Consider the following 13,383-nt stretch of genomic DNA (forward strand, 5'->3'; position numbering starts at 1 on the left):
AGGATTGCCGGGTAGCTTTGAAGTTGCCCGGTTTTTGTTTGTGCGCTTTTATGTATTTAATCACTCGGCGATTGAAATTGCTATACAAACTAAGTCTGCCTCCGGAGACTAAGTGATATCAATTACATCGCATAGACGATCGCATATTGCCTCAGTACAGGTGAAATCGTGTAAAAATTTGCTTGTTGTTCTATCAAGCAGCGCCGCGATAGAGATTGCAGCGCATTTAGCAAATCTGAAGCCGGAATTATGTCATTTTCTAGCAATTTTGCTCGGTTGATTGGGTGGCTTTCTTTTGCTAATAAGGAGATTACTTGTTTTTCTAGTTCCGATAGGCGATCGAACTGCTGCTGTAAAACATCTTTCAAATCTTCCGGCAACAATATAGTATCATTTGGTAATAACTCTGTCACGCCTCCTCCCAAGTCTTGAATCAGATTCGCCACGCTTTTTAACCATAGGGGGTTGCCTTGAGAACGATGAATGAGTGCTTCACTGTTGTCGCTTTCTTCTAACCCATAATCTCTGAGAATTTCCCGTGCGGCGGCGATGTCTAAACCTTTGAGTTGTAAGGTACGAATAGAAGTATTTTGGCTTTTAATTTGAGCCACTTCTCTCGGTTGTTCCCAACCGATTAACATAAAGCAGCTTTGACGGGATAATTTTTCTATTTGTTTGAATAAAGAGCGATATTCTTCGGATTCTGGTTTATATTTTCCTGCCAGTTCGCCGCTACAGAAAAGGTTGTGAACGTCATCTAAGACGATTAAACAGCGATGGTTTTGTAAACACTTAATCAGCGGTAAGCGTTTTTGGTTTGTTGGGGATGAATCTTCTTTTTCGGAATGGGAAAAAAGCTGTATTAGGTTAGATTGAAATTTGTCTAGGGTGGGGAAGTCGTCTAGTGTGTACCAAACTGCGTACTCAAACTCGTTTTTAATTTGTTGTACGAGTTGGACTGCTAGGGTGGTTTTGCCGATACCGCTGATACCGGTGAGGGTGATGAGGCGGCAGCGTTGTTGTAGAATCCAGGTGGTCAGGGTGTGGAGTTCGGGAGTGCGATCGAAGAAATCACCCAATTCCGGCATCTCGCTTAAATCTTGATGTGAGGTTTCTTGATTTGGTGGGCGTGAGTTCGGTATGTTTGGCGGATGTCTACCTTCTGCACAGGTGTTAAAGATACCAATCCCTACCACATCTTTTGCAAAATTTGAGACATTTGAAACTTGCCACCTCTGCATTGCCGAGCGAAAATTTGATTTACTGACTTTTTTTCCTAACTCTTTTGAGAGTATCTGCCATAATTCCATTCCAACCTCTCTAACACGAGCCTCAGAGAGGTTAACCTCCTTGGCAATCTCGTTGTAATCCTCATGTTGCCATGTCCCGCACAGGATTTTCTCTTGTAAGTCATTGAGATGCTTACCTGTTCGAGCAAATACCAGATCGTCTGCGAGTTTTACCACTTCCTTAAGGTTCATAGAGTCGCGTAGATGTCAGGGTTGTTTGTATTGTATCCAACATTTACCAACATTTACCAACATTTCCCTATTTTGGAGCGCGTTATCAACGGGAAAAGTCCCGATAACTACCATACTTTTGGCTAGCCGACAAAAAATATAATTGCTAGTATGGATAAAGAGCAAGTTTACTCCCTTGGAAATGTCAAATAGATGGAGCGACCTATAAATTTAATAAGATATCACTGAGATGAAAGACAGTCTAATCGTAAAAATTCTCCAGGAAGGTGACAAAGTTTTGAATGTCTCACACCAGGGTGAAGAGATTCATATAGTAGTACAGAAATCAAACGAGGAAGTTGTTGTTTGGGTCCTGTATCGCGATGAAAAAGGGCAGCCTATACTGTCTAAAAGACCAGAGATTACCATCACTTTGGGAGATGGTATGGTTGAAGCCAGGGCAACCGATTCTAATGGTCAACAATTTTTCTCTTTAACTACATGAGGTGAACAGTGGGTAAAAAATCTCTTAAAATAACAGTCAACAATTTGGATGATGAGAACTACGTTAAGGTTGCTTATCAGGTAGCTGAGTCAGTCAAGTCGGTTGCTCCAAATAGCACTATCTCTATTCTAGGGGGAAGTCCAGAAGTATTTGAAGGTTCCTCCAATAAGCAAATCAAGGGTGAGTAACATGGCAAGTCAAAGACGACCTCCTGAACACCTGAAGGCGCAGAAAGAAGTCAAGCTGAGGGATGGTAACGAATGTGAAATTTGCGCTAAAGTCTCCAAAATCGCCGATGGACACCATGTTATTGCTTACAGTGATGGTGGTCCGGCGGATTTGAAGAATATGATGACACTTTGCCCAGAGTGTCACAAGGCTTACCACCATGCAAAAATACAAGTGGATATTTGGCGATTTTAAATACAGAGTAAAGCTTGCCTAAACTTTTTTTCCATACGTTTAATATTTTAAAAACCTCAGTAACCAAAACTGAGGTTTTTATTTTTATTGATTTATTTTTTAGGTATTATACTTAATATATCAAGCATCTTTTTGATCGGAAACATGAGCCTTAGAGTCAGAGTCGTGTCGCTATTCCGTAGGGAATCGCTTTATCAAAATAAATAGCCCTCGCCTTACCAAAAAAAAGGGCGATCGCCTATCTTGCCTATTCCGTTGACACTCGTGTTACCCAACTTCTTTTTCCAGTTACAATCTGATCCATTTCCACCATTTCAAAGGGCTATGGTTGCACTCCAGGCGTGAAGCGTAGCTATCCAATAGCGAATCGCCCTAGCAAAAAAAGGGCGATCGCCTACAGAAATATAGAATATTGCCTAACTGAGTGTTTGTAGCACCGAATTACCTGTAAGGTTGGCATCAACTGTAGCTAATTTTAACCCATAGTAAATGGCTGTGGCAGCAATAAATCGGTCTCCGGGGTCTTGATGGGGTAGTGCAATCTCGCGACTTAAAATGGCAATGGCGTGATTCATTTGGGCTTCACGAGTTTCCAGAGTTTTTAAAGCTAAGTTAACCCATGTAACCGGATCTGGCTGTAAAGATATCCTTCCTTTTTCTGCAAGAATGAGCGTCTCCCAAATGCTAATTGGACTCAGCCAAAGTTCAGTATTAGGATCGGCGATCGCGGTTTGAAGTTGAAGCGATAGGCGTTGATCGCCGAGTAAATACCAAAGCCAAATGTGGGTATCGAGTAAAAGTTTCATTCTAAAACTTCCCATAGTTCGGCGACAGGAGCAATTAAATCTCCTAATATTTCACCGCTTCCTTTCATTGTGCCAAACACAGGGCGTGGGGTTTGGGTAGTGGCAGGATAGATAATCACTAATGGTTTCCCTTCATGGATGATGGTGAGGGGGGTTTTGGTACGTTCGACCTCTATAAGTAGAGTCTGGAGGGTTTGAGGTAATTCAGTCGTGGTAATTTGTGCCATTTGTTCACCTTTCACAATCTTATTCTATTTCTACTATGATAATGCGAGGATTAGACGGAAAGCGATGCTTGAGTGAAAAAAGAGCGATCGCCCCTCGCACCAAATACCAAACACTGCGATGATTCTACGGAGTGCGATCGCACATAATCATCATCCCTAATTTGCGATCGACCTCCCGCATCAATTCTCCACAAAGCATCCGGCTCAAATTCGTTATCTGCGTCCAAGCACACAGTAGCATTCTCGCCTAATTCCACCCCAGCCAACCTCTAATTTGATTGTGTGGTTCGCCGTGACTTCTGAATCTTAGCGATGATGCCAGATAAAATATTTTTTCACTCTATTCAGTTAGCGATAAAAATTTAAGTAAACATAGCATAGGGGGGCGAGTTTTGCAGCACTAAACTCGCTCCTAATATCAAATTCTAACTAAATCCTTCCCTTAAACCTTCTGCTTCTTCCTTCGCGTCCTTCGCGTCTTCGCGGTTCGTTTCTAACGCAAATATTCAATCCAAGTCGGCAAAACCTCCGCCGAACCGTACCACTTCCCCGGAGAACGAGGCGAATGCCAAACCCCCTCCAACACCAAATTTTCGGCCCCATCCAAAACAGCAGCTTCCACCGGCGTAATTCCATCTCCCCAAGTTTCGCCCTTCCCCACAGTCAACTCGTAACTTTTATAAGCCAGCCAAGTCCCAAAACCCCGCTTGCCAAAAACAGCCTTCCCAGCAGCGCACACGTAGCGCACCTGCGGGTGAAAAGCCCCCGGATAGTGAATTTTGACAAAATCTAGATTTTTGCGCGTCCAGCGCTCTTGAGAGACGTGCGGCGTGCCTAAAGTGATTAAAGTATTCACATAAGGGTGAGCTTCCCATAAACCCGCGTCCTCAAGCACGTCGCCGTGAATCGTGTAAGGCTTTTCGCCCAAATAGATGCGAGAAATCCAGCCGCCGGCGGAATGACCGACGAGATTGATCTGGGGAACGCCGTATTGCTGTAACATTTGTTTGACCGTGCGATCGAGCTGTCGCAAAATTGGCACCATCGACCGCCCGCCAAAAGTCGGCAACCAATCTCCCTTCCGCAGAGGCACTGTTACTGTTGGGAAACCTCGATCGACCAGAGACTTTTCTAATTCGCGATAGTCGGAAGCAGCAGCAAAATATCCTGGTAAAATCACGGTTGGTAATGGCATTGTCAATTTGAGATTTTAAATTTTAGATTTTAGATTTTGCGGCCGGAGTGCTACGATCTGTTTTTCAAGTTCAAAGACACTTGCCGAAGCATCCTTTGGATTGCTAACATCTGCCGCTCGTTAAACCTTTTGCTTAGGGAATATCTACTTCTATGGCTCGCGAGCCGATTCAAACATGGTATTTTACCCTAGTTGTCGTTCACTTAGAAGACCGTTTTCTACTGGTACAAGAGCGCAAGTACGAGCAGCAGTGGTATCTCCCAGCAGGGCGAGTGGAAAAAGGGGAAACTTTGCTGGAAGCTGCTATGCGTAATACCCGCGAGGAAGCGGGCATTTCCATCGTCGTTGAGGGAATTCTCCGGGTAGAGCATACAGTGATGCCTAAGGGTAATGTGCGCCTCCGAGTCATTTTTGTGGCTCGTCCGCAAGATAAGACGCCACCCAAAAGCAAGCCGGATGAGCATACTTTGTGCGCGGGCTGGTATTCTCTCAAGGAATTAGATCAGTTGTCGTTGCGGGGAGAGGAAGTTCGAGAAATGTTTCAATATATGGCAAGCGGCGCTCCAATTTATCCTATCGACTTGCTCACCATCGAGGGAGCTCCTTTTAAAAATTACCGCTATCGCTGGTGAATCTGTCGATTTTAGATTTTAGACTTCGGCGTGAGTGCGATCGCCCTTACGATTTTAGATTTACTTGCAGCGCAGTGAATCAGGGAGCAGGAACTTTAATTTACAATTTTTAGAATCGACCCTGACGCTAGTGTCGCGGGCTTGTACTCATTTTGGGGCGGGGCCACCGGGGGGCTGCGGGCTGGGCTGACAGCCACTCGATCAGTTTTTTGATGGCGTAACCGAATTGGAAACGCCGATCCATCAAACCTGTCGATCGTGTTTAATAAATTTGGTTCAGTTTCGGACCCATGAATTTTCATCAAGGTCGATCGGGCAACTTCGAGGGCGATCGTGCTAAAATCATACCTTTGAATTCCCAACCTCTCCTCATTAAAACGAATTCACACTCAATCACAACCACAACAATATAAATTACCAATCTCCCAATCTCCCAATCCCCCAATCTAAAATCTAACAATCTCCCAATCCCCCAATCCCCCAATCTAAAATCTAAAATCTAAAATCTAAAATTTAAATGACTGACTCTTCCTCCCTAGCCAACACCCTTTCCGAACCGCTGCGCCAGCCTTATTGGTGGGCAGCCCTAGCTTCTGTCAGCCTTCACGGAGTGCTCGGAGTAAGTGCCCCGACGCTCTCAAACATAATTTATGGTGGAAATTCTTCAAAAAATATTCCCGGTTCTGTAGGCTTGGTAGAACTAACTCCCGCAGAAGCCGGCCGCCTGCCACAAACCATACCACCGCGCGCGTCAAATAAGCCGTTTACGCCATTTTCGATCGCACCAGTTCCCCTTCGACCCGCGCCAAAGTTAGCCCCGCCCTTGCCCCCCCCACCTGATACCATCAACTTGCCCGCCATGCCGCCGGGAATGCCACCTCCTGGATTCTTTTCCCCTCTGCCTTATTCCCCTCTCCCGCCCTTAACGGCCCCAACAGCCCCGCCACCTCCCAAAAATCCATCCCCAACAGTCAGAACCCCCTCCCAGGCAACAACACCCACTATCATCCCACCCGTACCTCCCAGCGGTTTTCTTTTCCCGCCCTTACCTGGTAATTTCGATCGCAATATCCCGCCGCCACCATCGCTGCCAGAAGCGCCCCAGCTTCCCGGCGGCGGCTCGGAAGATGAAGCAGAGACGCTCAAAAAGATCATAGCCAGTAGAGGCGGACTCCCACTATTTCCAGACGGAGCTCCAGTCTTTACCCCGGAATTCCCAATTGGCAGGAATGTGGGACCCGATGGAGTACCAAAATTGACTCAAAAAGATCCCAATAAAAGGAATCTCATCGCAGAAACTCCCGAAGAAAGAATCAGGAGACAACAATTTGAAGATGGACAGCGACAGCTAGGACAGTCTGGCCAACCAGCTTCAAACTTACCCAGCGACAGAGAGACACAGCTTGCGGCTGCAAATACCTATGTTGCTTTGTTTGAGAAATTCAAAAAGGCTTATCCTGACTTGGAAATGACGGGCCCGACTCCTGTGAATGTCCCTTATCCCGTAACAGCTTGCTCGCAAAAACTCCAAGGAACAGCAGTTTTTGGAGCAGTTGTCAGCCCTCAAGGCTTGCTCAGGGCAGAGCCTCAGCCGATCGTCCCCACTGGTTACGGTATTCTCGATAATGCGGCTAAAATTGCGATTATTAGCCCTTCTCTAACATTTTCAGCAGCCAGCACGCACAAGCTTTACCAACTGGCTGTCGAGTTTAAGTACGACGAAAAAGTTTGCAGTGGCATTCCTGTCACCCCAACCAGGCCCAACCCACCAGGCCAGCAGCAGCCAGCGCCCGCCCCGACAGCGCCCAGGAGACCAACAGGCCAGCCGCCCTCCCCACCGCCTACAGAAGTGAAACCGCAGTTTGAGAAGCCGCCGGCCCCCTCCACCAAACCGCAGCCCGGGGCCCAACCGTCGCCGTCGGTACCCAAGCCTGCAGCTCAACCGTCGCCCTCGGCTGAACCAAAACCAGCCGCGGAACAGTCACCTTCTCCTCAACCGCAACCCGCCGAAGAGTCCCCGCAGCCGCCAGTGTCCCCATCTCCTGCCGCCGAAGAGTCCCCGCAGCCACAAGTGTCGCCATCTCCTGCCGCCGAAGAGTCCCCGCAGCCGCCAGTGTCCCCATCTCCTGCCGCTGAAGTGTCGCCCTCACCTGAAGCAGCGCCATCTCCTGCGGCTGAAGTGTCGCCATCTCCGACCCCGGAAGTGTCGCCGTCGCCGGAAGCTGCGCCATCTCCTGCAGCTACCGAAAATTAATTGGGCATAAGTAAGAGGCAATCGGGAATGGGTAATATCCAATCTGCTTGCTTCACTATTGTGAGTTAGTAGTTAGTAGGGTGCATCAGCTTGAATATTTGTTGCTTCTCAAACTAAGTTCTACTTGCTGACGCACCCTACTTTATCCACTAAGAATTAAGTTTTTTTGCGTCGGCCCTAACCGACTTTGGACGATTGAATTTTTGACGATAAAGCTAATTACCTATTCCCCTTGACCACTCAATTGTATTGAACTTTATACATTTGAAATAAGTCGCCGCTTTGCTTTTTTATTACCTTAGCGCCCGCAGCTTTAATCATTTTTTCCCAATCTTCTATGGTCTCTAAAAATACTTCGCCGGCTCGATAAGTTTCCAAAATTGCCCAATCTTCTGCTAAAGGAGCATCGGGGTTGAGGACATCAAAAACAAAATGACCGCCCGGTTTTAGTACCCGCTTTACTTCTCCCATGACAATACTCCAATAGTCTATGGGATAGTAACAGCTAAAGCCTGTAGCAAGGCATAAATCGAACTGAGCCTCCTCGTAATTTAACTGGTGAGCGGGAGCCCATTCTACCCCTTTGAACAGCTTAGAATTGAGCTGAGGGCCGCGAGCGTTTAAGGCGTCTCGCGCTGCGCTGCTGATTTCTTGACCGTAAAAATATGCCTCCCACTCCCGCCAAGGGTAGATCAGAAAGCTGACTCCGCAGCCAATGTCTAAACAGCGCTGATTTTTTTGAGGTTTGGCAATTTTCCAGAAGGGAGAAACTGTTTTTTCTTGGAGAGTTCCTGCAACTGATTCTAGGAAAATCGGCATTGCTTCGACTTCTTCGGGTAAAGCGAAAGCTTCTCCCCGGTATTCGCGATCGAACCGAGAAGCGACTTGCGACAGTAAAACTTGCCAGCTATCTGATTTTCCTTTAGCAAACCAAGTTTGCTCCTGACCCGCTACTGGGCGCTCGGACTTTTTAGACATTCTTGAATTACCTTTTAGAAGCTTTGAGAGCTTTTGTAAAGTTTTGGCGGTAAGGCTTATTAAAAATTAACGCCGGCCAGAGCAGCGACAGCTTCAGGCGATTTGCAAAACTTCTGTCGAAGTTAGTGCGATCGAAACCATTCCAAAATTTCCAAATACCGCCGCCGTAAGCGATCAGCAATGCCAAGCTAATTAATGTACTCATTTAAAAAACCCCTAAGCAATGGATAGGATTTTGGGTCAGCTAGTCAAAGCGTTACCCTTAATCTATCATTTATCAGATGCCAAAGCGCACCGATAGCCGTAGCAATTCCACCTTCAGAAAGAGACTTAAAAATCCCCGTTGGCCACAAACTTAAAAATAACACCCCCGAAATAGCTTTCACCGAGTAAGCAAGAAGGGACTTCTGTCAAAAGTCGAGGATTCTGAGGACTTATACCATTTTAGATGGAAGAATTGAAGAATTAAAGCATTGGTAATGACTGATGACAGAAGGGTTTCGAGTACGGGCATACAGTTGCATTCTGTTTTTTAACTGGTATCGCCCAACATCCCCTACAAATCCGAGTTCGACCGGGGGATTGGTGTGATGCCGGAAGTTCTAATTCGGTTGAAATCGGTTGCTGCTGGGGGACAGCGCGGTCAAACGGGATTGCCCAGATGTGTAACTACTCGAAGATATTTTACTAAGAACTGATTCCTGGTGGCCAACGAATTACAGCAGGCAAACTTTTTCTAGCGGACAATAGCGGTAGAGAGCTTTCTAAGCAAGGAGGATTTTATGCGTGCAGTGCTGATGGCTGGGGGGTCGGGAACGAGGCTCAGACCCCTGACGTGCGATTTGCCCAAACCGATGGTGCCGATTCTCAATCGCCCGATCGCAGAACACATTATTAATTTGCTAAAAAGGCATCAGATCACGGAAATTATTGCAACGCTGCACTACCTTCCCGATGTCATGCGCGAATATTTTACCGACGGGGCAGAGTTTGGCGTTCAAATGACTTACGCTGTGGAGGAAGACCAACCGCTGGGTACGGCTGGTTGCGTCAAAAATATTGCTGAACTGCTCGATCGAACTTTTCTGGTCATAAGCGGCGACAGCATTACAGACTTCGACTTAACGGCAGCGATCGAATTTCACCGCAGTCAGCAATCCAAAGCCACGTTAATTTTAACTCGCGTTCCCAATCCGATGGAATTCGGGGTCGTGATTACCGAGGAAAATTACCGCATCAGCCGTTTTCTGGAAAAGCCTTCTAGCAGCGAAATTTTCTCCGATACTGTCAATACCGGCACCTACATTTTAGAACCCGAGGTCTTGGATTACCTGCCGGTAAATCAGGAGTGCGACTTCTCGAAAGACTTGTTTCCCCTGCTGCTGGAAAAAAACGAGCCGATGTACGGTTACATTGCCGAGGGTTACTGGTGCGATGTCGGCCAGCTTGATGTTTACCGCGAAGCTCAGTACGACGCGCTGCGGGGAAAGGTCAAACTGAATTTAACCTATTATAACCAAGTTCGATCGGGACTTTGGGTAGGTCAGAATACTTTTATTGACGATAGCGCGATCATCGAAGTACCGGCGATGATCGGCAACAATTGCCGAATAGGAGCCCGAGTTAAAATCGATGCCGGTACAGTGATCGGAGATAACGTGACCGTCGGGGCGGACGCTAATCTCAAACGTCCCATCGTGTGGAACGGAGCAATTGTCGGTGAAGACGCTCATCTTAGGGCCTGCGTGATTTGCCGGAGTACCCGCGTAGACAGGCGCGCTCACGTCCTCGAAGGTGCTGTCGTCGGTTCAATGTCCATTGTGGGAGAAGAAGCGCAAGTGGGGCCAAGCGTGCGCGTCTGGCCGAGCAAAAATATTGAATCCGGTGCTCTGTTAAATCAAAATTTAATTTGGGGAGAACAAGCTAAGCGGAATTTGTTCGGTCAACGTGGGGTTCAAGGACTGGCGAATGTGGATATTACCCCGGAATTTGCAGTGAAATTGGGCGCGGCTTATGGCTCGACTTTGAAACCTGGGACTTCGGTATCGGTTTCTCGCGACCAGCGGAGCATTTCGCGGATGGTTTCGAGGTCTTTGATTGCGGGTTTGATGTCGGTGGGAATTAATGTGCTCAATTTGGAATCGACGGCAATTCCGATCGCGCGCACGGTTTCGTCTACGCTGTCGATTGCTGGCGGCATTCATGTTCGCATTTCGCCCGATCGCTCCGACCACATTTTAATTGAATTCTTCGATATCAAAGGCATCAATATTACTAAAGGAGCTGAGAAAAAAATCGAGGGGGCTTATTTTAAGGAAGATTTGCGTCGAGCTCTAATTCCCGAAATTGGAGAGATGACGTACTTTAACCAAGCTCTCGAAGTTTACAACCGCATTTTTGAGCGGCAGATGAATGTTGAGGCAATACGCTACAGCAATTCTAAGGTGGTAATCGATTACGTTTACGCGGTTTCTGGAGCAATTTTACCCCAAATGCTTGCCAAGTTCGGCTGCGATGCGGTGGTCCTCAATGCTAGTCTCAAGCAAACTTCTCTAAGCAACGGGGAACGGGAATATTTGCTCGACCAACTCGGCCGGGTGGTGAAAGCACTCAGCGCTAATTTTGGAGTGCAGGTATCGGCTAACGGCGAACAGCTCATTTTGGTCGATGAGTCTGGGATAGCGATTCGTGGGGAAATGCTGACGGCGTTGATGGTAAATTTGATGCTGACTTCTCATCCCAAAGGTACAGTAGTAGTGCCGGTGAATGCGTCTTCTGCAGTGGAGGCGATCGCCCGACGCTATCAAAGTAAGGTAATCCGCACGAAGGCGAACCCAACTGCTTTGATGGAAGCTGCTAACAGGAACCCGAATGTGGTGTTGGGTGGCAGCGGCCTTATGGGTTTTATTTTCCCGCAGTTGCATCCCGGATTTGACGGAATGTTCTGCATTGCGAAAGTGATAGAAATGATGACGATTCAGGAGCGATCGCTCGGACAGATCAAGGCGGAACTTCCCCGCATCACCCACCGCAGTTACAGCGTCCGCTGTCCTTGGACTATCAAGGGTTCGCTGATGCGACATTTAGTAGAAACTCATTCGCCCGATCGTTTAGAATTATTAGATGGAGTGAAGATTTTTAACTACAGCGACGACAATTGGGTATTAGTTTTACCCGATGCTAGTGAACCGACGGTTCATATCTTCGCCAACAGTGAGGATCGAGATTGGGTATCTGAAACTTTGAAAGAGTACCGCGCCCTCGTTCACGATTTTGTCAGTCAAGCCGAGGCTGCGGTTCTCCAAGATAAATTTGGTAACGTGTAATCCGCAATCGGGCATTTGCCAAACAGGGCATTGGGCATTGGCAATGGGGAATTGGTAATGCAAAAGTAAAAAAATAAAATGCGTTATTTTAAGTTTTACCTTTTTACTTGAAAGTTCATGCCCAATTCCCAATCCCGAATTCCCTGTTTGGCCAATTCCCAATTCCCGATGCCCAATTCTCGATGCCCTGTTTGCCCAATTCCCAATTCCCAATTCCCAATTACGCACAGATAACAGATGAATAGCTGCATTTTGATGGCGGAAATAATTCAACAACCGCAACTCCGTTATACTCCTGACAATCAACTTCAAATCGCTGAGATGTTGGTGCAGTTTCCCGGCCCAAAACCCGAAGATCCGCCCGAACATTTGAAAGTGATAGGATGGGGAAATTTTGCTCAAGAAATTCACGAGAAATATCACGAGGGCGATCGCGTGATTATTGAGGGACGGCTGAGCATGAATACGATCGAAAGAGATGGTATTAAAGAAAAGCGCGCTGAACTGACAGCTCAAAGGATTTACAGTGTCGGCGCCGATGCAATGAGTTCGGCTCCCCCAACTAGAACTGCCCCGGAACCTGCTCAAATTCGCGACAGCGCCCCGGCTAATGTGCCGAGCAATGTAGTGCCTTTAGGCTCGCGGAACCGCAGTTCTAACAGCGCTCCAGGTGGCGCTAACCGCACGTCTAGTTCGGATTGGAACTCGCATCAGTCTTCAAATTCTGAGTCCGATCGCCCGTCGGGTTCGTCTAACGAACCGGAAAATCCCGATTACGATCCGATTCCGTTTTAAAAAGTAGAGTGCGTCACTTTACGAGCGATCGCAAAACTTCGCCGTTCGATCGAAAGTGACGCACCTTAATTTAAGGGCGATCGCACTTCAGGAAAAAAAGGGCGATCCTCTTCGAGGGCTGCGCTAACGACTTTGACCCAACTACGAGCTAAATTGCAAATTTTACAGCTCGATTGTCACAACTTTTTTCTTGCTTTTTTCGTCGCGCAGCACCACTGTATTGTAGGGTGATGTATCCGTCCCCAGCGGAATTGGCAGCTTAAAGGTGCTGCTCTTATGCTTAAGTTCGCCTAAATCAATGCTTTTCGTTATATTGCCATCTGTTGCCAGATAAGCGGTAAGTTCGCCTTTATAATCTTCAATCAAAAAGTCTCTGAAGAAAAGGACTTCCCCATCACCCTCGACATCGATAGCAAGGATGACCGTACCGTTAAACGTTGCGCCTTTTTCTTCTTCATGAACCGTCGCCATTTTAATTTCCGAGGGGTCTTGACCGGACATATCTGCCATACATTTTTTCTCTTGAGCGGAGCGCAATAATTAACAAGAATCATACCTGACGCTAGGGGCGATCGCAAAACTCTTAGGACGTATTTCTGCATCGGTCTTGCTTCTGTCTGAGGTTAGAGAAGCCCGCGATCGCGCATTCTACCAATTCTCTCAATTATTGAGTTAGTAAGTACAGACAGTTAAAATGATCTCTATTCCTCTTCTGTCACTCTAGGCAGAGTATAATAGGACAAAATCTCTCAAACCTGAGCTGGGTCTATGGTTAAGCCTCG

The 13,383-nt window shown here is 47.1% G+C and carries 15 protein-coding genes; 6 read left to right on the plus strand and 9 right to left on the minus strand.

All coding sequences use genetic code 11. The features are described 5' to 3' along the window. Nucleotides 1–122: 122 nt before the first annotated feature. A complete protein-coding gene (locus QUA45_RS07810) occupies nt 123–1,481 on the minus strand; it encodes an NB-ARC domain-containing protein (RefSeq protein WP_333220170.1) in 1,359 nt (452 codons plus the stop codon). 229 nt (nt 1,482–1,710) lie between these two features. Here QUA45_RS07810 and QUA45_RS07815 point away from each other — a divergent pair, with 229 nt between their 5' ends. Continuing rightward, complete coding sequence (locus QUA45_RS07815) at nt 1,711–1,965, plus strand: hypothetical protein (protein WP_333095180.1); 255 nt, start codon at nt 1,711–1,713, stop codon at nt 1,963–1,965. A 189-nt stretch (nt 1,966–2,154) separates the two neighbouring features. Beyond that, on the plus strand, nt 2,155–2,388 hold the full coding sequence (locus QUA45_RS07820; RefSeq protein WP_333095179.1) for an HNH endonuclease signature motif containing protein: 234 nt from the start codon (nt 2,155–2,157) through the stop codon (nt 2,386–2,388). Between the two features lie 416 nt (nt 2,389–2,804). On the opposite strand, the gene QUA45_RS07825 is transcribed toward QUA45_RS07820, so the two are convergent. The 4 genes from QUA45_RS07825 to QUA45_RS07840 form a co-directional block, all read right to left on the minus strand. Beyond that, nucleotides 2,805–3,194, minus strand: a complete 390-nt coding sequence (locus QUA45_RS07825; protein ID WP_333095178.1) for a PIN domain-containing protein — start codon at nt 3,192–3,194, stop codon at nt 2,805–2,807. Next, nucleotides 3,191–3,421: a type II toxin-antitoxin system Phd/YefM family antitoxin gene (locus tag QUA45_RS07830; RefSeq protein ID WP_333053935.1), complete on the minus strand. Its 231-nt coding sequence runs from the start codon at nt 3,419–3,421 to the stop codon at nt 3,191–3,193. Before QUA45_RS07830 ends, QUA45_RS07825 begins: the two co-directional genes overlap by 4 nt. A gap of 50 nt (nt 3,422–3,471) precedes the next feature. Continuing rightward, nucleotides 3,472–3,678, minus strand: coding sequence for a hypothetical protein (locus QUA45_RS07835; protein ID WP_333095177.1), 207 nt, complete (start codon nt 3,676–3,678; stop codon nt 3,472–3,474). Between the two features lie 236 nt (nt 3,679–3,914). After that, nucleotides 3,915–4,616: an alpha/beta fold hydrolase gene (locus QUA45_RS07840; RefSeq protein WP_333095176.1), complete on the minus strand. Its 702-nt coding sequence runs from the start codon at nt 4,614–4,616 to the stop codon at nt 3,915–3,917. Nucleotides 4,617–4,768: 152 nt separating this feature from the next. On the opposite strand from QUA45_RS07840, the gene QUA45_RS07845 reads away from it, so the two are divergent. Both QUA45_RS07845 and QUA45_RS07850 read left to right on the plus strand, forming a co-directional pair. After that, entirely contained in the window at nt 4,769–5,248 is a 480-nt protein-coding gene (locus QUA45_RS07845; protein WP_333095175.1) for an NUDIX domain-containing protein, read from the plus strand. 517 nt (nt 5,249–5,765) lie between these two features. Then, nucleotides 5,766–7,502: a hypothetical protein gene (locus tag QUA45_RS07850; protein ID WP_333095174.1), complete on the plus strand. Its 1,737-nt coding sequence runs from the start codon at nt 5,766–5,768 to the stop codon at nt 7,500–7,502. A 240-nt stretch (nt 7,503–7,742) separates the two neighbouring features. Here the strand turns inward: QUA45_RS07850 and QUA45_RS07855 are convergent, their stop codons facing one another. Together QUA45_RS07855 and QUA45_RS07860 are read right to left on the minus strand one after the other, a co-directional pair. After that, nucleotides 7,743–8,480, minus strand: a complete 738-nt coding sequence (locus tag QUA45_RS07855; protein WP_333095173.1) for a methyltransferase domain-containing protein — start codon at nt 8,478–8,480, stop codon at nt 7,743–7,745. Nucleotides 8,481–8,487: 7 nt separating this feature from the next. After that, nucleotides 8,488–8,685 (minus strand): hypothetical protein, encoded by a 198-nt coding sequence (locus QUA45_RS07860; RefSeq protein ID WP_333030091.1) that lies wholly within the window; start codon nt 8,683–8,685, stop codon nt 8,488–8,490. A gap of 577 nt (nt 8,686–9,262) precedes the next feature. On the opposite strand from QUA45_RS07860, the gene QUA45_RS07865 reads away from it, so the two are divergent. Then, nucleotides 9,263–11,806 carry a mannose-1-phosphate guanyltransferase gene (locus tag QUA45_RS07865; RefSeq protein WP_333095172.1) on the plus strand — a complete coding sequence of 848 codons (2,544 nt, stop codon included), beginning with the start codon at nt 9,263–9,265 and terminating at the stop codon, nt 11,804–11,806. A 95-nt stretch (nt 11,807–11,901) separates the two neighbouring features. On the opposite strand, the gene QUA45_RS07870 is transcribed toward QUA45_RS07865, so the two are convergent. Further along, nucleotides 11,902–12,057, minus strand: a complete 156-nt coding sequence (locus QUA45_RS07870; RefSeq protein ID WP_333069697.1) for a hypothetical protein — start codon at nt 12,055–12,057, stop codon at nt 11,902–11,904. On the opposite strand from QUA45_RS07870, the gene QUA45_RS07875 reads away from it, so the two are divergent. Continuing rightward, the gene (locus QUA45_RS07875) at nt 12,044–12,601 is read left to right on the plus strand and encodes a single-stranded DNA-binding protein (protein WP_333095168.1); all 558 of its coding nucleotides are present in this window, start codon (nt 12,044–12,046) and stop codon (nt 12,599–12,601) included. The two genes, QUA45_RS07870 and QUA45_RS07875, sit on opposite strands and share 14 nt — an antisense overlap. Nucleotides 12,602–12,763: 162 nt before the next feature. Here QUA45_RS07875 and QUA45_RS07880 read toward each other — a convergent pair whose 3' ends face one another. Beyond that, entirely contained in the window at nt 12,764–13,111 is a 348-nt protein-coding gene (locus QUA45_RS07880; RefSeq protein WP_333220172.1) for a hypothetical protein, read from the minus strand. Nucleotides 13,112–13,383 lie beyond the last annotated feature (272 nt).

The sequence above is a fragment of the Microcoleus sp. Pol12A5 genome (assembly GCF_036701435.1).
GTDB lineage: Bacteria > Cyanobacteriota > Cyanobacteriia > Cyanobacteriales > Microcoleaceae > Microcoleus.